Source organism: Sphingomonas sp. DBB INV C78 (assembly GCF_042693015.1).
Classification (GTDB): domain Bacteria; phylum Pseudomonadota; class Alphaproteobacteria; order Sphingomonadales; family Sphingomonadaceae; genus Sphingomonas_E.
This window is the reverse complement of the sequence record NZ_CP170544.1, coordinates 2,606,498-2,622,831: the sequence shown is the minus strand read 5'-3', so window position 1 is coordinate 2,622,831 and position 16,334 is coordinate 2,606,498. Positions and strand designations below refer to the sequence as shown.

The 16,334-nt window shown below is 63.6% G+C and carries 14 protein-coding genes; 7 read left to right on the top strand and 7 right to left on the bottom strand.

The window, feature by feature from the left end; genetic code table 11:
- Positions 1-163: 163 nt before the first annotated feature.
- On the bottom strand, positions 164-1,624 hold the full coding sequence (locus ACFB49_RS12375) for a flavin-containing monooxygenase (RefSeq protein ID WP_380871419.1): 1,461 nt from the start codon (positions 1,622-1,624) through the stop codon (positions 164-166).
- Positions 1,625-1,795: 171 nt separating this feature from the next.
- On the opposite strand from ACFB49_RS12375, the gene ACFB49_RS12370 reads away from it, so the two are divergent.
- From ACFB49_RS12370 to ACFB49_RS12355, 4 genes are all read left to right on the top strand, one after another.
- Positions 1,796-2,722, top strand: a complete 927-nt coding sequence (locus tag ACFB49_RS12370) for a 3-keto-5-aminohexanoate cleavage protein (RefSeq protein WP_380871417.1) — start codon at positions 1,796-1,798, stop codon at positions 2,720-2,722.
- Positions 2,709-3,599 (top strand): HpcH/HpaI aldolase/citrate lyase family protein, encoded by an 891-nt coding sequence (locus ACFB49_RS12365; RefSeq protein ID WP_380871415.1) that lies wholly within the window; start codon positions 2,709-2,711, stop codon positions 3,597-3,599. Before ACFB49_RS12370 ends, ACFB49_RS12365 begins: the two co-directional genes overlap by 14 nt.
- On the top strand, positions 3,596-4,870 hold the full coding sequence (locus ACFB49_RS12360; protein ID WP_380871414.1) for an acetyl-CoA hydrolase/transferase family protein: 1,275 nt from the start codon (positions 3,596-3,598) through the stop codon (positions 4,868-4,870). Before ACFB49_RS12365 ends, ACFB49_RS12360 begins: the two co-directional genes overlap by 4 nt.
- A gap of 247 nt (positions 4,871-5,117) precedes the next feature.
- Complete coding sequence (locus ACFB49_RS12355; protein ID WP_380871412.1) at positions 5,118-5,885, top strand: enoyl-CoA hydratase/isomerase family protein; 768 nt, start codon at positions 5,118-5,120, stop codon at positions 5,883-5,885.
- Positions 5,886-5,895: 10 nt separating this feature from the next.
- Here ACFB49_RS12355 and ACFB49_RS12350 read toward each other — a convergent pair whose 3' ends face one another.
- From ACFB49_RS12350 to ACFB49_RS12325, 6 genes are all read right to left on the bottom strand, one after another.
- On the bottom strand, positions 5,896-6,726 hold the full coding sequence (locus ACFB49_RS12350) for an outer membrane beta-barrel protein (protein ID WP_380871409.1): 831 nt from the start codon (positions 6,724-6,726) through the stop codon (positions 5,896-5,898).
- A gap of 376 nt (positions 6,727-7,102) precedes the next feature.
- Positions 7,103-7,915 carry a hypothetical protein gene (locus tag ACFB49_RS12345; protein WP_380871407.1) on the bottom strand — a complete coding sequence of 271 codons (813 nt, stop codon included), beginning with the start codon at positions 7,913-7,915 and terminating at the stop codon, positions 7,103-7,105.
- Positions 7,916-8,031: 116 nt separating this feature from the next.
- Entirely contained in the window at positions 8,032-8,685 is a 654-nt protein-coding gene (locus tag ACFB49_RS12340) for a Dabb family protein (protein ID WP_380871405.1), read from the bottom strand.
- Complete coding sequence (locus ACFB49_RS12335) at positions 8,678-9,037, bottom strand: hypothetical protein (RefSeq protein WP_380871403.1); 360 nt, start codon at positions 9,035-9,037, stop codon at positions 8,678-8,680. The genes ACFB49_RS12340 and ACFB49_RS12335 overlap by 8 nt, the downstream gene beginning before the upstream one ends.
- Positions 9,034-10,065, bottom strand: coding sequence for an NADP-dependent oxidoreductase (locus tag ACFB49_RS12330; RefSeq protein ID WP_380871401.1), 1,032 nt, complete (start codon positions 10,063-10,065; stop codon positions 9,034-9,036). Before ACFB49_RS12330 ends, ACFB49_RS12335 begins: the two co-directional genes overlap by 4 nt.
- A gap of 144 nt (positions 10,066-10,209) precedes the next feature.
- Positions 10,210-10,911 (bottom strand): TetR/AcrR family transcriptional regulator, encoded by a 702-nt coding sequence (locus tag ACFB49_RS12325; RefSeq protein WP_380871399.1) that lies wholly within the window; start codon positions 10,909-10,911, stop codon positions 10,210-10,212.
- 117 nt (positions 10,912-11,028) lie between these two features.
- Here ACFB49_RS12325 and ACFB49_RS12320 point away from each other — a divergent pair, with 117 nt between their 5' ends.
- From ACFB49_RS12320 to ACFB49_RS12310, 3 genes are all read left to right on the top strand, one after another.
- The gene (locus tag ACFB49_RS12320) at positions 11,029-12,771 is read left to right on the top strand and encodes an amidohydrolase family protein (protein ID WP_380871397.1); all 1,743 of its coding nucleotides are present in this window, start codon (positions 11,029-11,031) and stop codon (positions 12,769-12,771) included.
- Positions 12,772-12,918: 147 nt separating this feature from the next.
- Entirely contained in the window at positions 12,919-15,360 is a 2,442-nt protein-coding gene (locus ACFB49_RS12315; RefSeq protein WP_380871395.1) for a TonB-dependent receptor, read from the top strand.
- A 73-nt stretch (positions 15,361-15,433) separates the two neighbouring features.
- Positions 15,434-16,333: an SDR family NAD(P)-dependent oxidoreductase gene (locus tag ACFB49_RS12310; RefSeq protein ID WP_380871393.1), complete on the top strand. Its 900-nt coding sequence runs from the start codon at positions 15,434-15,436 to the stop codon at positions 16,331-16,333.
- Position 16,334 lies beyond the last annotated feature (1 nt).

The window sequence follows — 16,334 nt, the reverse complement described above, 5'->3', positions numbered from 1 at the left end:
GTAATTCGCCGATCAAGCGCGAGAGGCTGTTTGCGGCTGTCGCGCGAGCGGTCGTGAAATCGGAAATGAGTCGCTTAAAAAGAAATGTGCCGGCCGGGCCGGGGGCAAAAAAATGCCCCTCCCCGTGAGGGGAGAGGCAGGGAGGAAGGAGGGGTCGGGCAGCTCAGGCTGCGAGATCGAAATCCTCAAGTTTGGGGGCGTCCATTGCCTCGGTGAAGGCGTCGTAGCTCCAGGGCCAGCTGGCCGGCACGCCTTCGGCGTCGAGATACCAGCTGGTGCAGCCGGACGCGAAGATTGTGCCCTTGGCCGCCGCGATTCGCCGTTCTTCATAATCGGCGAAGGCTTCGCGGCTGGCGCTTGCCGCACGGATCTCGCCCGCGGCGACGCGGTCGATCAACTGCTCGATATAGGTCATCTGCTTTTCGGCGATGTCGATCAGCGAGAAGTTGCCGACCGGGCCGGTGGGGCCGTTGAGCAGGAAGAGATTAGGAAAATCGGGCACCGAGACCGCCAGATAGGCGCTCGGCCGCTTGGCCCAGACATCATTGAGCGCGGTGCCGCCGCGGCCGATCAGGTTGATCGGGCGGACGAAGCGATCGGCATGGAAGCCGGTGGCGAGGATCAGCACGTCGAGTTCGTGGAGGTTGCCGCCGCGATCGCGCACGCCGGCGGGTTCGATCCGTTCGATGCCGGCGGTCACCACATCGACGTCCGGCCGCTGGACCTTTTCGTAATAATCCCAGGAAAAGATCAGCCGCTTGCAGGCCGCGCGATAATTAGGGCGCAGCTTTTCGCGCAGCACGGGATCGGCGACGGCGGTTTCGAGATGGTTCGCCACCGCCCATTCGATCTGGTGGATCTCCTCCGACTCCATGTCGTTGATCGCGCGGGAAAAGCGGCGGACATTCGCCTCATATTCGGGGTTGTAGCGGATATCGTCGATCAGTTGCGGATCGGCGCGGAAGGCGGCGCGCTGCTCATCCGAATAATATTGATTGTCGACCGGCATGATCCATTGCGGCGAGCGCTGGAAATGGACGGTCTTTGCCGCGACACCGGCCAGCGCGGAGACGATCTGCACGCCGGTCGATCCGTTGCCGATGATACCGACGCGCTTGCCGGAGAGATCGACGCCATCCTGCCAGCGGGCGCTGTGGAAGGCCGTGCCGGTGAAGCTTTCCAGCCCTTCGATCTCGGGCATCTTGGGGTGGTGGAGCACGCCGGTGGCGGCGATGACGAGATCGGCGTCGAGCTTCAGGCCCGACTTGGTTTCGATTGCCCACTGGGTGGTGGCGTCGTCCCAGCGGGCCTCGGCCACTTCCTGGTCGAAGCGGATGAGGGGGGTGACGCCATAATCGTCGGCGACCTTTTCGAAGTAACGCTGGATTTCCGGGCCGGGCGAGAGGTAGCGGCTCCAATCGGCATTGGGCGCGAAGCTATAGGTGTAGGCGTGCGCGGGCACGTCGCAGTGCAGGCCGGCATAGCGGTTTTCCCGCCAGGTGCCGCCGACGCGGGCGGCCTTTTCCAGGACCGTCACGTCGTGGCCCATTTCCTTCAGGCGGATCGCGGCGAGAATCCCCGCCATGCCCGCGCCGATCACCACCGCCTTCAATGTCTTCGCCATTGCCGTCGCATCCTCGATCCTGATGATGCGAAAATGCCGCCGCGCCGTCCTGTTCGCTACGTCCAAATGGATGCGGTCCAAACGGACGGGCTGGACTTAATAGTGAATGCTGTTCATTTTACGTTGCGATACTCGGGCGACCAAGCCTGCGCGATATGTTCGGAGGATGTCATGGCGAACAAGGTCATCATCACCTGCGCGGTGACGGGATCGATCCACACCCCATCCATGTCGCCGCATCTGCCGGTAACGCCGACGGAAATCGCCGATGCGGCGCTGGCCGCGGCGGAGGCTGGGGCGGCGATCGTCCACCTCCACGCCCGCAACCCGGAAGATGGCCGGCCCGACCAGACGCCCGAGGCGTTCGAGCCCTTCCTGCGCATCATCAAGCAGCGATCGGACGTGGTGGTGAACCTGACGACGGGCGGATCGCCCTTCATGCCGATCGAGGAAAGGCTGCGACCGGCAACGGTGTGGCAGCCGGAAATCGCGTCGCTCAACATGGGATCGATGAACTTCGGCCTGTTCCCGATGCTGAAGCGATACAAGGCGTTCAAGCATGACTGGGAACCGCAGATGCTGGAAAACAGCCGCGACCTGGTGTTCCGCAACTCGTTCAAGGACATCGAATTTGCGCTGCGGACGCTGAACGAGACCGGCGCGCGCTACGAATTCGAATGCTACGACACCAGCCACCTCTACAACCTCCATTACTTCTTCACCGAAGGGCTGGTGAAGGCGCCCTTGTTCATCCAGACCTGCTTCGGCCTACTGGGCGGCATCGGCCCGCATCCCGACGATGTGATGCACATGAAGCGCACCGCCGACCGGCTGTTCGGCGACAATTATCGCTGGTCGGTGCTGGGCGCGGGGCGCAGCCAGATGCCGATCGCGGCGATGGCGGCGGCGATGGGCGGCAATGTCCGCGTCGGGCTGGAGGATAATCTGTGGGGCGGTTCCGGCAGGCTCGCCCAATCCAATGCCGAGCAGGTGACGACTGTCAGAAAAATTCTCGAAGGGCTTGGCCTGGAGGTCGCGACGCCTGATGAAGCGCGACATATCTTGGCTTTGAAGGGTGGAGACAATGTCGGCTTTTGAACGGGCGGCGGGCGCGCGGTCCTGGCTTTTCATTCCGGGCGACAGCGAGAAGAAACTGGCCAAGGGCGTCGGCACAGCGGCCGACATCCTGCTGATCGACCTTGAGGATGCGGTGGCGGAAAGCGCCAAGCCTGCTGCGCGTGCGACGGTGGCGGAATTCCTGCGTACCAACCAGGATCAACGGGATCGGCTGTGGGTGCGGATCAACCCGCTGCAAGGGCCGCACGCACTGCATGACCTTGCCGCGATCGTCGACGCCCGGCCGGGTGGTGTGATGCTGCCCAAGCCGCGCGGGCGCGCGGATGTCGAGACGCTCGACCATTATCTGACCGCGCTGGAAGTGGCGGCGGGGGATGCGCCAGGCACGATCGCCGTCATCATTGTCGCGACCGAGACACCGCAGGGCATGCTGGCGACCGGCAGCTATGAAGGCGTGCCGAGGCTCGCGGCGATGACCTGGGGGGCGGAGGACATCGCCACCGCCATTGGCGCGATCGCAAACCGGAATGCGGATGGCGCTTACGAATTCCCTTATCAGCTCGCGCGCACCTTCTGCCTCGTTGGCGCAGCGGCCGCGAGCGTGCCGGCGATCGAGACGATCCATGGCGATTTCCGGGACGAGGCGGGGCTGGAAGCCGTAGCGAACGAGGTGCGGCGCGCCGGTTTCCGGGGCATGCTCGCCATCCACCCCGCGCAGGTGGACATCATCAATCGTGCCTTCACGCCCAGTGAAGCAGAGGTTGCCGCGGCCCGCGAGATCGTGGAGCTGTTCGCCGCCAATCCGGGCGCGGGGACGATCGGCCACAAGGGCGAGATGCTCGATCTGCCGCACCTCACGCGCGCCAAGGCGGTGCTGGCGCGCGTGGCGGCTACATGACCGAAGCGCTACGGGCCGACGCGCTGGACCTGAGCCGCCTCGTGCGGCCGGGCGACCATATCGTCTGGGGCCAGGCCTGCGGTGAGCCCGCCACGCTGATCGAGGCGTTGATCGCGCAACGCGCCGGGCTCGGCGGCGTATCGGCCTTCGCAGGATCGAGCTTTTCCGGGCTGCTGACGCCCGAGATCGCGGACCATATCGCGCTTTCGAGCATGGGGGCGATCGGATCGCTGCGGTCGCTGACCAAGGCGGGCGCGCTGGGCATCATTCCCTGCCATGTCGGCCAGATCGCCGGGATGATCGAGGCGGGACTGATCGGCTGCGACATTGCCTTCGTGCAGGTGAGCCCGGCGGACGCACAAGGCAATCACAGCTACGGCCTGATCAATGATTATGTGCAGGCGGCCGTCGCGAAGGCGCGGGTGGTGGTGGCGGAGGTCAACGACCAGATCCCCTTCACCCATTGCGACGCGCTGCTGCCGCGCGACCGGATCGACTATCTGATCGAAGTGTCGCGGTCGCCAGTCGAGGTTAAACCTGCCGCGATCGGCGAGGGCGATCTGACGATCGCGCGCCATGCGGCAGCCTATATCGGCGACGGTGCGGTGATCCAGATCGGCATCGGCGCGGTGCCCGATGCGATCACCCAATTGATCCATGACCGGCGCGATCTTGGCGTCCATTCGGGGATGATCGGCGATGGCCTGGTCGATCTGGTCGAAAAGGGCGTCGTCACCAATAAGCTAAAGCCGTTCGAGGCCGGCGTATCGGTGACGGGCGCCTTGATCGGGACAAGACGGCTCTATGACTTTGCGCATCGCAATGCCGCGGTGGGGATGCGATCGTCGAAGCTGACCCATGCAGATGCGGTGCTGACAGCGATACCCCGGCTTGTCACGATCAATTCGGCCGTGGAGGTCGACCTGACGGGGCAGATCAATGCCGAACAGACCGGGCCGGCCTATATCGGCGGCACCGGCGGGCAGGTGGATTATGTGCGGGCGGGCAGCCGATCCGAAGGGGGGCGATCGATCATCGCGCTGCCGGCGACAGCGGCGGGCGGCAAGGCGAGCCGGATCGTACCGGCCCTATCTGGACCGGTGACGACCGCGCGGAGCGAGGCGGATGTGATCGTCACCGAATATGGCGCGGCGGAACTCAAGGGGCAGACATTGGCCGAACGGGCGCGGCGGTTGACCGCGATTGCGCATCCTGATTTCCGCGAGGAACTGGACCGTGCGGCGTTCGAGATCGCGAGCAGGGGGTTTTGATGGTTCACGCGAAGCGGCGAAGGCGCGAAGATTTTTGGTTCGCGCAGAGGCGCGGAGAGCGCAGAGATGTCCGGGTGCGCGCGAAGCGCCGGAACTGCTCTGACCGAAGCGCGGTCTGGGCCTCCGAAAGTGGGATAGTCGCTGGCGCGACGAGGCCAAGTCTCTGCGTCCTCGGCGTCTCTGCGCGAACCATTTCCTGCTTCGCGCCTTCGCGGCTTCGCGTGAACCAGATCATTCGGAGCCAAGCATGACCGACGCAGTCCTGTTCGATGCCCGGCCGGATGGCATCGCCGTCATCACCATCAACCGGCCCGATGCGCGCAACGTATTGGGGCGCGAGGTGCGCGAAGGGTTGTTCGCGGCCTGGGAACGGTTCGAGGCGGATGGCGGTTTGCGCGTCGCGATCCTGACGGCCGCGGGTGACAAGGCCTTTTGCGCAGGCGGCGATCTGAAGGAGATGGCCGAACTGAAGCTGACCGTGCCGCCGCGCGGCATGTTCCCGGTGCCTGGCGACAATGTGGAGGTGACGAAGCCGACGATCGCGGCCGTGAATGGCGTCGCCTTCGCGGGCGGCTGGCTGCTGGCGCAATCCTGCGATCTCTGCGTCGCCAGCACGGCGGCGCGCTTTGCCATTACCGAGGTGAAGGTGGGCCGCGGATCGCCCTGGGCGGCGCCGTTGATCCATATGATCCCACAGCGGATCATGATGGAGATCGTCTTGACCGGAAAGCCGATCACGGCGCAGCGCGCCTATGAAATCGGGCTGGTCAACCGGCTGGCCGAGCCGGAACGACTGCTCGACGAGGCATTGGTGCTGGCCGCAGAGATCATCGAGGGCGCGCCTTTATCGGTGATGGCGGGCAAGGAAACAGTTATGCTGGCGACCGAGATGGGTCGCACCGCCGCGCTTCGCGCCGCTCGCCATGTCTGGGAGCGCGCCTATCGCAGCGCCGACGCGCAGGAAGGCCCGCGCGCCTTTGCCGAGAAGCGCAAGCCCGAGTGGCGGGGGGAGTAGGGGCGGCGACCTAGAACCCAACCTGGAGGAAGATCGACGGGCCGCTGAACTCATAGGACACGCGGCCCTGCCAGTTCTCCTTGTCGACATCGACGCGGTAATCGACATAGCGATACATCACGCCCGCGCCGATATTCTTGTGGAAGCGATAGCTGATGGCCGCCTGCGCATTGATCAGCCGACCATCATAATCGTCGATCTTGAGCGAGAGATAATCGACCCGGCCGTTGATCGTGAGCTTGGGCGCGATTTCCCACGCACCGAACAGGCCGATGGTGGGCAAGGGCGCCAACACGTCGCGCTTGCGGGCCTGCACGGAACTGGCCGCGCCGCCGACGCTGCCCTGGCCCTCCAGCTTGACCTCGAAGTCCGTGGCGTGGAGGCCTAGCGCTGCACCGAACTCGTAATTCTCCTTGCGGAGAAAGGCATAGCCCACCGTCAGTCGATAGACGTCCGTGGTGAACTTGCTCGAAACATTGGCGTTGACGGGATAGGTGACATCATCAAAGGTGATGTCGCGGTCGATAACCTGCTCTCCCTTACGGCTGAGCGAATAATATTCGAGACCGACCGAAAAATTGCTGCCGAGCCTGGCCCCAGCGAAGAACGCCGGCAGCGTCTTGCGATCGGTGAGATCGAGATCCTGTTCGAAATCGATCTCGGTGCCGACATCGGGTCGCTGAACGGAGGAAACCTCGATCTTGGTGTCGACATTCGGCCAATAGGCAGATGCTTCGAGCCAGAAGCGATCCTGCAATGCCTGCGCCTGCGCCGGTGTCGCGGCCAGCCCGGCACACAGGATCAACGCGGCCCCTGATACCCCGTGGATCATTCTGGTCATCTCGCGGTCTCCCCGATGCGCCAATCGGCAATCGTCGGCGACATGGTGGCGCAGGCCATCCCGCCGGTAAGAATGCGGCTGTCGATGATGTGAGAAATAGTCAGGCGGCGCGCCGGCGAGGGCGCGTCTGGCATCGGGCAAGGGCAGGTCCATGACGTCATGACCGTTGACCTTTCGTGCTGGCCGCGGAGGCCATCATAACCCCGAAATCCGATATTATGTGTGTCGTCCCGCCCACTATCGCGAATAATATCGCATATATTTGCCGGATTAGCAGGTCGTCGGAAAGACCCCTAAGGATTTTCCGTCCCACGCCGGGGCGATTATATTGGGCCGCCCGCCCGAAACTCTGGTTACCGCGCATCGCCACCCTTTCTCATTTCTGCGGGAAGAGGAAAGTGACGACGAAACGCAGGCCCCAATCAGGGCCACCTGTAGGTTTTTCAATATAATAGCGGCCACCGACGCCAAACTGCATGGATTGCTTGCCCACTTTGGTGAGTTGGGCGACGAGCAGGTTGATCGGCACCACCCATTTCTCGCTCTTCCAGTCATAGCTGGCCTCGGCGTTGATCGAGTAGGTGGTGGCGGTGGACGTGTTGTGGGCGAAGAAGGGCTGGATGAAGGTCGAACTGATACCGCCCCGCGAATCATCCCCGGCAAAGGACCAGATATGGTTGGCGAGCATGCCAATGGTGTTCTTGCCCGACTGCTTGAGCACGACCAGGGTCGGCCCTGCGCCCCATTTTTCTCCGCCCAGCCGATGATCGGTCGCCGTCGGATAGAGCAAGGCCGGCCCGACGCCCCAGACGATGCCGCTGGGGCCGGGCTGCTTGGGCGAGAAGAAGAAGCTCTGGGTCGTGTCGCCGAGCCCGGATTCGGAGCGACCGTCTGCCGAGATATCCTCCTGATAGGCAATCGGCAGGATGGTGCGCAGGATCAGGTTCCATTTGGAACCCAGGCTGATCGGCACGACGGGCTGGACGTTCAGAGTTGATTTGAAGCCGTCGCCGCTCGGCCCCGCGCCGAAATCCATATTCTCCTGCAAGGGCACGCTGATCAGGTTGGAGATCGGGTTGGAAAGCTTCTTGGCGAGATCATGGTCGCCGCCTTCCGCCTCCTGCGCATGAACGGGGAAAGCGGCTGCAGTCGCGGCCATCGCCGCGCCGGCCATCGCTTTCCGCTTCATCCCCATCGCGGCTCCTCCAAGGGCAGGAACGCCTTGATAGAACGGATAAAACGGGGCCCCGAACGGCGCCATGGGGATAAACCCCGACAGAAGGGGAGGTTAACCCCTAAGCGGGGTCAACTGAGGATGACCCCCTTGTCGATCGCGCAGAAGGTGTGAACCAGTACCGGATCAACGAGATGCTCGGTATATTCGGGGTCGAACCAGCGTTCGACATGTGCCCAGTGGACGGGGTGAAGCATGTAAGGGCCATTGAGCCCGTCGAGATCGGGATATTCCTGTTCCCACACATGGGTCCAGGGGCGATCGCCGGTGGCGCCTTCCGCTTCCGACAACTGCCAGCGCAGCATCGTCCGCACATGAACGGGCATGGTCACGGTCTGCGCGCCGAACGCATCGAGCCGCTCGCGGGTCGGGCGGACGTTGGCGCAGAACAGGGCTACACGGTAGAGGCCCGAACCCTTGGAGGAGCCGCCCGAGCGGCCGCCTTCATAGCCGACACGCTGCAATTGCGGCACCAATACGCGATCGGCGAGGATCGCGGCCGCGGGCTGCCAGGCAGGGCTCGCCAAGGCCGCCTGGCACGCGGCCTCGTTGTCGAAGACCGCGCGCCAGATATAGTCGCCGCCATTATAGACGCCGGGCAAAGTGGGCGCGAACAGGATGTCGCGGATGCCGGGCAGGCCGGCGGTGGCTTCGGCGATCGTAGCGGCAGCCGCATCGCGCGCGGCAGCGTCGGCGAAGGTCGGGATCAGCAGGAGATTATACATTGGCCAGCCCCGCCAGCCCCGCCAGCGCGTCGGCCGCGGCCATCGTCGAGCGACGGCGCGACAGGATGAATTTCGGCGCTTCCTCATTCCACCAGCGCAGCACATCCATATCGCCGCGCGCGACATGCTTGGCGCCCCAGACCAGCCCGACATGCGGAACCGTCCAGATCAGGAGGATGCGGTTGGGCGCATCGTCGAGCCACATGGCGGGTTCTACCATGCGGTGCGCGAGCGTCATCCCGCGCGCCGCGGCGCCCGGCGCATAATAAGTCATATAGGCGTCGAGGAAAGTCTGGCCCTGGCCGGGGCGTGTCTCGACCTCATCGACGACCCAGATCGGATCGCCGCTCATCGGCCGAGCCCCGCATTCACCTCAAGCACGATCTTGCCGCGGACATGGCCGGCGGCGACGCGGCGCTGCGCCTCACCGGCTTCGGCGAGGGGCAAGATGGTGATTTCGGGTGCGCGAATCTTGCCTGCGGCGAGGGCTTCGACGAGCGCGTTGAGCTGGCGCTCCTGCCGCTCGAACGAGGAGATGGTGGGGATCACCTGAACGCCGAGTTCGGTCGCGCGCTCGGTATCGGGCCATGGTTCATTGGCGATCAAGGTCGCAATCGGCGCGACGATGCCTCCGCGGCGGACCATCTCGATCGAATCGAGCAAAGATCCCTGGCCGACCGTATCGACGATGAGGTCCACGCCGTCCGGTGCCCAGGCCGCGACCGCTTCGCGCACGCCACCCTGGCGATAGTCGATCGCGAGATCGGCGCCGAGGGAGCGGACATAATCCAGGTTCGCCGGCCCGCAGGTGGTCGCGACCTCGGCGCCTGCCATCTTGGCGAGCTGAATGGCATAGCCGCCGGTGCCGCCGGCGCCGCCGTTCACCAGCACGCGCGCGCCGGGCTTGGTTCCGCCGACATCGAACACGGCCTCCCAGGCGGTGATCGCGGCGGTCGGCATGGCGGCGGCGTCGATCAGTGCGACATGATCGGGCAGGCGCACGACCCGCTCGCGATCCGAGGCGACATATTCGGCATAGGAACCGCGCTCGCCCTTGCCCTGGTTGGATGCCGTGACGACGCGATCGCCGACCGCAAGGCCGGTCACGCCTTCACCCACCTCGGCGACGATGCCGGCCGCGTCGAAGCCGACGACGAAGGGGAAGACATAGTTGAAATATTGCGACAGCCAGCCTTCGCGGGCCTTCCAGTCGGCGGGATTGACGCCGGCATAGGCGACCTGGACGATGACGGTGCCGGGGGCTGCGCGGGGGCGTTCGATCGTGCCGAGCCGGAAGGCTTCCGGCCCGCCGAAATTGTCGATCACCATCGCCTGCATATTGCCGTCAGCCGCGGCCCCGTCGCGTTCGATCAAGCCCATGATTCCAGTGCATCCCATCTTCGCGGCGCCTTGTGACGTCGCTGATTATCGGCAGAGACATAGGAAAAATTAAACGCAAACGGAAGGGTTGATGCGGTTAAATTCGATAAATGCGTAGTAGATTGCGAATTGCGGACACTTGTATCAGATGTGCCCTTTCGCCTGGAGCGAGCCGAGCCGGCGCTCCACGCCATCGACCAGCGCTTCGAAGCCGAGGTTGAGGATGCGGGCGGGATCGCCACGGGAGATCCATTCGCGGGTTTCCTCCACCAGCATCCGCTGCGCGTCTGTCAGGCCGCCCAATCCTTCCGAAAATTCGATGAGATCGGATCGGCTGAGGCCGTCGGAGTCGGCGGCAAGATAGGTGCGGATCAGCCCCACCGTGGCGGCGAGAAACCAGCTCGTCGTTTCGACCAGTGACAATCTGGAAAAGCCGATGCTGTGGAGGAGCGTCAGCACGGGCATCTGCACCTTGAGCCATGGCCCCGCGAGCTGATCGTCCCAGCCCATCAGCATCATCACGCCATGATGGCGCTCATAGACGGCGGCGACATCATTCTGCCAGGCGAGGAGTTGTTCGCGCCACGACCGGTCGGCCGGCATTTCCGGGAAATCGGCGAACACCGCGGCGGACATCGCGTTGAGCAGCGAGGTGCGGGTCGGGAAATAGCGGTAGAGCGCGGGCGGCGAGACCGAGAGCTCGCGCGCGATCTTCGCCATGGAAAGTTCGTCTTTCGGGTGCGCGTCGAGCAGCTTCAGCGCGACATCGACGATGCCGTCGGCCGACAGGGTGGCGGGGCGTCCGCGTGTCGGCGCCACCTGCACGTCTTCATTCGCGACCATCATTCGATTCTGCCTATTGCCGCCCGCCACGAGTTAGTTTACCTCAATAACTAAATAAGAAAAACAAAGTTAGACCCCGGATAAGCGACACGCGACGGGATGACAACAAAGGAGAGAAATATGGCCAACTTTCTCATTAAGGGCGGGACTGTCGTCGACGGCACGCTGAAGCCCGCTTATGCCGCAGACGTGCGTGTCGCGGGCGACCGTATCGCCGAGATCGGCGCGGACCTGGCGCCCAAGGGCGGCGACGAGCGTGTGGTCGATGCGAGCGGCTGCTTCGTCACTCCCGGCTTCATCGAAGCGCACACCCATTTCGACGCGGCGATGTGGTGGGACGACGGCCTGAACCCGCTGCCGGGCTATGGCGCGACCACGCTGATCATGGGCAATTGCGGCTTTTCGACCGCGCCGATCACCGACGACAAGGCCGCCAACCACGAGGTCGTGAAGATATTCTCCTTCTTCGAGGACATCGCCGAGGAGCCGTTCGTCAACCAGTTGCCCTGGGATTGGCGCAAGTGGAGCGAATATAAGGCGTCGATGACGTCCAAGGTGAAGATCCCGCTCAATTATGCGGCCTATGTCGGCCATATCGCGATCCGTCTGGCGGCGATGGGCCTCGACGCCTGGGAGCGCACCGCGACCCCGCTCGAAATCGAACGGATGTGCGAACTACTTGAGGATGCTCTGCAGGCCGGCGCGCTCGGCCTTTCGACCAACCTGCTCGACCATGATGGCGACGATCGTCCGGTGCCGACGCAGCTTGCCGACGATGCCGAATATCGCGCGCTGTTCGAAGTGCTCGATCGCTATCCCGGCAGCGCCGTGCAGGTGATCATCGACACGTTCATGCGGATGACCGGGCCGGAAATGGTGGCGCGGATGGGCCGCCTGCTCGAAGGCACCAATGTCCGCATGCAATGGGCGGGGCTTCCCACGCTGGACTTCCAGAAGCCGGTACTGCCGTCGCTGCAGGTGCTGCACGACGGGTTCAAGGCGGCAGGCAAGGATTATTGGACGGCCTTTACGCATGTGTCGCCGACCAACACGCTGTCGCTCACCAAGTCGCTGATCTTCGCGCAGTCGAACGATTATGTCTGGCACGAGGTGGTGCAGGCCGAGACCGACGAGGAGAAGGCCCGGCTGCTCGCCGATCCCGATTGGCGCGCGCGTGCCCGCGAAAGCTGGGACACGCAGGCCTGGGGCCATTCGCCGATGAACCGGCCGGATGACCTGATGCTGCGCAATTCGGACAATGGCGTTGGCCCGATCAACCTGACGGTCAGCGATTATATGAAGCAGACCGGCGCCGCGCACCGTTCGGACGCGATGGCCGACTGGATCCTCAAGAATGGTGTGCGGTCGACTGTCCACATGGCGCCGTTCCCGATGAACGAGGAACTGGTGATCGAGCTGATCCGTGATCCGATGTCGGTGGGCAATGTCTCCGACGCTGGCGCCCATGCCCAGATGTTCTGCGGGCCGGGCGAGAATATGCTGCTGTTCACCTACTATGTCCGCCAGGGCAAGATCAGCATTGAGGAAGCCGTCCACGTCCAGACCGGCAAGCTTGCCAAGCACTTCAACCTGAAGGGCCGCGGCGTGCTGGAAGTCGGCGCGCCGGCCGACCTAACCGTCTTCAACATCGACGAGATCGAGCGTCGCGACGAGCGCAAGGAATTCGACGTGCCGGACGGCAAGGGCGGCATCACCTGGCGCTATACCCGTGATCCCGCGCCGATGCGGCTGACCGTCGTCAATGGCGAGGCTACCTTCGACCGCGACGGCCCGACCGGTCAGCGCCCGGGCCGTTTCCTGAGCCCGGAAGAAGATACCCGCTACAGCGTGGCGGCAGAGTAAGGGGCCGGGCCGGCGGGACGGGAAATAAAGGCCTGTCCCGCCGGATCGCGGTGAATGAGGAGACTTGCCCGGAATCCAAAGTCCTATAGCTTTCGCAGCAGAAACGAACCGGCGGACAAGCCGGTCGGATCACACAGGGAGAGGCAAATGAGGAAGTCGTTTGTAACGGCGTTGCTTGGCAGCGTCGCGTTCTTCGGTTCGGTTCCCGCCGTCGCCCAGGAGGCAGAAAGCAGTTCCGACACGATCGGCCTTACCGATATCGTCGTCACCGCCCAGCGGCGTGAAGAAGCACTGCAAAATGTCCCTGTTGCCGTCACCGCTATAGGCAGCGAGACGCTCGATCAGCTTCGCGTCGTCAACATCAAGAATCTCGCCGGCATCGCGCCGAACCTGCAGATCAACGTGCAGGGCCTGCAATCGAACCCGACAATCATTCTGCGCGGTATCGCGTCGGGCGTGTCGAACAATGCGGTCGATCCCAAGATCGGCATCTATCTCGATGGCGTCTATATCGGCCGCACCGTCGGCTCGATCTTCGACCTTGCCGATATCGAGCGCGTCGAAGTTCTGCGTGGACCACAGGGCACGCTGTTCGGTCGCAACGCGACATCGGGCGCGATCAGCCTCGTCACCGCCACGCCTTCTGGCGAATGGGGAATGAAGGCGACTGCATCCTACGGCAATTATGATGCATGGCGCGGCAAGGTGACGCTGGATCTGCCGGCGCTCGGGCCGCTTTCGATCAAGCTTGCCTACCTCCATGACGAGATTGGGGGCGATGCCGACAATCTGATCGGTGGTCGCACGATCGATCTTTCTCAGCGCGACGCCAATTTCGGTACGCTGCGCTTCGCTAACAAGCTTGGTGGCCGCAATATCGATGGCGGGCAGATCGCCGCGCGCCTCGATGCGTCCGATAATCTGAAGATCGATTACCGCTTCGACTATACGGATTCACGCACCGTGGGCCGTGCGGTGCAGAGCTTCGGCGTGCTGCCGGATGCCTCCGGCCAGTTGCTGGGTCCGATCATCGCCTTCCAGGGCCCGGTTCCGCTCGGCCCCGGCTTCACCTATCCGGGCACCGGCGGTATCACCAACATATCGAACAAGCGGCTGGGCGCGGTGGCGAACGGCACGAGCCTCGAACATGTCGTGACGCAGGGCCACAGCCTGACGATTGGTTGGGACGTGACCGACGCGCTGACGGTGAAAAGCATCACCGCCTATCGCAAGTTCCGGCAGGACCCGAACATCTACGATCTCGGCGCATCTGGCGGCCTGCGGTTCACCCAGGCCCAGTTGTTTGGGCTGTTGACCGGACATGTCGGCGCGGTATTCGATCCCGCCAACCAGCCTGGCCCGGACGACCGCTTCTATTCGCTGCTGACCTCGCGTGAGACCAGCCAGAAGCAGTTCACCCAGGAAGTGCAGTTCCAATATACGCAGGATGCGTGGGAGCTGACGGCCGGTGTGTTCTACTTCCACGAAAAATCGCCGGCGACCGATATCCTCGGTATCTTCCAGCCGGTGACGAACGGCGTGGTGATCCCGTCGCCCGATATCGTGCTGCCGGGTGGTATCGTCATACCGGGGCTGGATTCCACCTTCGGCAGCGGCGTCACCCGCACCACCGCGATCAACGATTCCATGGCGATGTATGGACAGGCGACGTGGCACATCACCGATCAGTTCGATCTGACCGGTGGTCTGCGCTACACGATCGACGATCGCGAGACGAAGATCTTCAGCATCTCGGGTGGGCAGGGTGGCCAGCTTGGGCCGGGCGATTACAAGGCCCATTTCAACAAGCTGAACTTTACCGCGATCGCCACCTATCGGCCGTCCGACGACATCACCACTTATGCCAAGATCTCTTCGGGCTATGTGGCGGGCGGCATTCTGAGCGGTATTCCCTACGACCCGGAATCGCTGATTGCTTATGAGCTTGGCCTGAAAAGCCAGTTCTGGGATAATCGAGTGCGCGCGAATTTTGCGGCTTTCTACAGCGATTACAAGGATCTGCAGACGCAGAACTTCATTGATGGCGTGCAGTTCTTCGACAATGCCGGCAAGGCCAGCATCAAGGGCTTCGAGGCGGAGATAGATGTCATCCCCGTCCGCGGCCTGACGTTGAGCGGCAACCTTGGCTATGCTGACTTCAACTATAAGGAGTTCATCCTGAACGGCGTCGATGTCGCCGACATTGCCCGGACGACCTATGCGTCGAAATGGACCGGGCGCCTGTCCGGCCAATATGACGCGCCGGAATTTTCGGGCGGCGGCAACCTGTTCGGTCGTGTCGAGGGCCGGTACAAATCGAAGGCGCCGCTGGTTTCGACGCCGATCGTCGATCTCACGGGGGCGATCTCGCCGCTGGAAGATAACGCCTTCACCAAAGCCTATTGGCTGGTGGACGGCCGTCTCGGCGTTGCCAACCTGCCGATTGGCGGGGTGGAAGCGAGCATATCGGTCTACGGCCAGAACCTGTTCGACGTGGATTATAATCCGTTCGGTGCCCCGGTTCTGCAGCTTGTGACGACCTACGAGCGCGGGCGCACCTATGGCATCGAACTTGGCATGAAGTTCTGATCCATTTGGAGGGGGCGCCGCGCGGCGCCCCCTCTAAGCTGCGCCAATCAAAATGTTCGAGAGGTGCTGAAGGATGGCTGACCGGCAAGACGTGCTGACCGGAAAGGTGGCGCTTGTCACCGGCGCGAGCCGGGGGATCGGGCGCGCGATCGCGCAGCGGCTGGCGGCTGAGGGTGCGACGGTGTTCGTTTCGGCGCGCTCGCTTGATACGGTCGCATCCTCGCAGCGCTTCGGCGCGGGCCAGACGGTGCCCGGCACATTGGCCGAGACGGTCAGCCTGATCGAACAGGCCGGTGGCAAGGCGGTCGCCATCGCTGCGGACCTCGAAAAGCCCGAGGAGCGTGACCGGCTGGTCGAGCGCGTCGTCGAGCAGGCCGGGCGGATCGACATATTGGTCAACAATGCCGGCTTCGCGGACTATGCCCGCGTCGACGCCATGAGCCTCGACACGTTCGAGCGAACCCTTACCCATTATCTGCGCGCGCCCTTCGCGCTGGCGCAGGCCGCCATTCCGCACATGAAGGCGCAAGGTGCGGGCTGGATCGTCAATATCGGATCGGTGACGGCGCTGCCGCCGACACGGCCTTTCCCCGATTATGCCAAAGCCGGCGGCGACACCATCTATGCGTCGATCAAGGCGGCGCTGCACCGCTTCACCCAGGGGCTCGCGGCCGAACTGGTCGACCACAATATCGCGGTCAATGTCGTGGGGCCGTCTACCGCGATCCGCACGCCGGGCGCGTCGCAGCTCATCCCCGACGATTATCCGACCGAGGATGTGGAATATCTGGCCGAAACGGTGCTGGCGATGAGCCATCTGCCCGCGGCCGAGCGCACCGGCCTGATCGCATTCTCGATGCATTATCCGCACCACGAAAAGCTGACGGTGCGCACGCTCGACGGCAAAAGCGTGATGCCGTCGGCCGAGCCGCCGATATTTTCGCACCCGGCGATCGCGCCGGGCGGATTCTGAA

Coding starts and splice junctions, on each gene's coding strand:
- ACFB49_RS12315 (WP_380871395.1), top strand. CDS start 12,919: ATGAGGAAGTCGTTTGTAACGGCGTTGCTTGGCAGCGTCGCGTTCTTC.
- ACFB49_RS12370 (WP_380871417.1), top strand. CDS start 1,796: ATGGCGAACAAGGTCATCATCACCTGCGCGGTGACGGGATCGATCCAC.
- ACFB49_RS12320 (WP_380871397.1), top strand. CDS start 11,029: ATGGCCAACTTTCTCATTAAGGGCGGGACTGTCGTCGACGGCACGCTG.
- ACFB49_RS12310 (WP_380871393.1), top strand. CDS start 15,434: ATGGCTGACCGGCAAGACGTGCTGACCGGAAAGGTGGCGCTTGTCACC.
- ACFB49_RS12340 (WP_380871405.1), bottom strand. CDS start 8,685: ATGTATAATCTCCTGCTGATCCCGACCTTCGCCGACGCTGCCGCGCGC.
- ACFB49_RS12355 (WP_380871412.1), top strand. CDS start 5,118: ATGACCGACGCAGTCCTGTTCGATGCCCGGCCGGATGGCATCGCCGTC.
- ACFB49_RS12360 (WP_380871414.1), top strand. CDS start 3,596: ATGACCGAAGCGCTACGGGCCGACGCGCTGGACCTGAGCCGCCTCGTG.
- ACFB49_RS12335 (WP_380871403.1), bottom strand. CDS start 9,037: ATGAGCGGCGATCCGATCTGGGTCGTCGATGAGGTCGAGACACGCCCC.
- ACFB49_RS12365 (WP_380871415.1), top strand. CDS start 2,709: ATGTCGGCTTTTGAACGGGCGGCGGGCGCGCGGTCCTGGCTTTTCATT.
- ACFB49_RS12375 (WP_380871419.1), bottom strand. CDS start 1,624: ATGGCGAAGACATTGAAGGCGGTGGTGATCGGCGCGGGCATGGCGGGG.
- ACFB49_RS12330 (WP_380871401.1), bottom strand. CDS start 10,065: ATGGGCTTGATCGAACGCGACGGGGCCGCGGCTGACGGCAATATGCAG.
- ACFB49_RS12345 (WP_380871407.1), bottom strand. CDS start 7,915: ATGAAGCGGAAAGCGATGGCCGGCGCGGCGATGGCCGCGACTGCAGCC.
- ACFB49_RS12350 (WP_380871409.1), bottom strand. CDS start 6,726: ATGACCAGAATGATCCACGGGGTATCAGGGGCCGCGTTGATCCTGTGT.
- ACFB49_RS12325 (WP_380871399.1), bottom strand. CDS start 10,911: ATGATGGTCGCGAATGAAGACGTGCAGGTGGCGCCGACACGCGGACGC.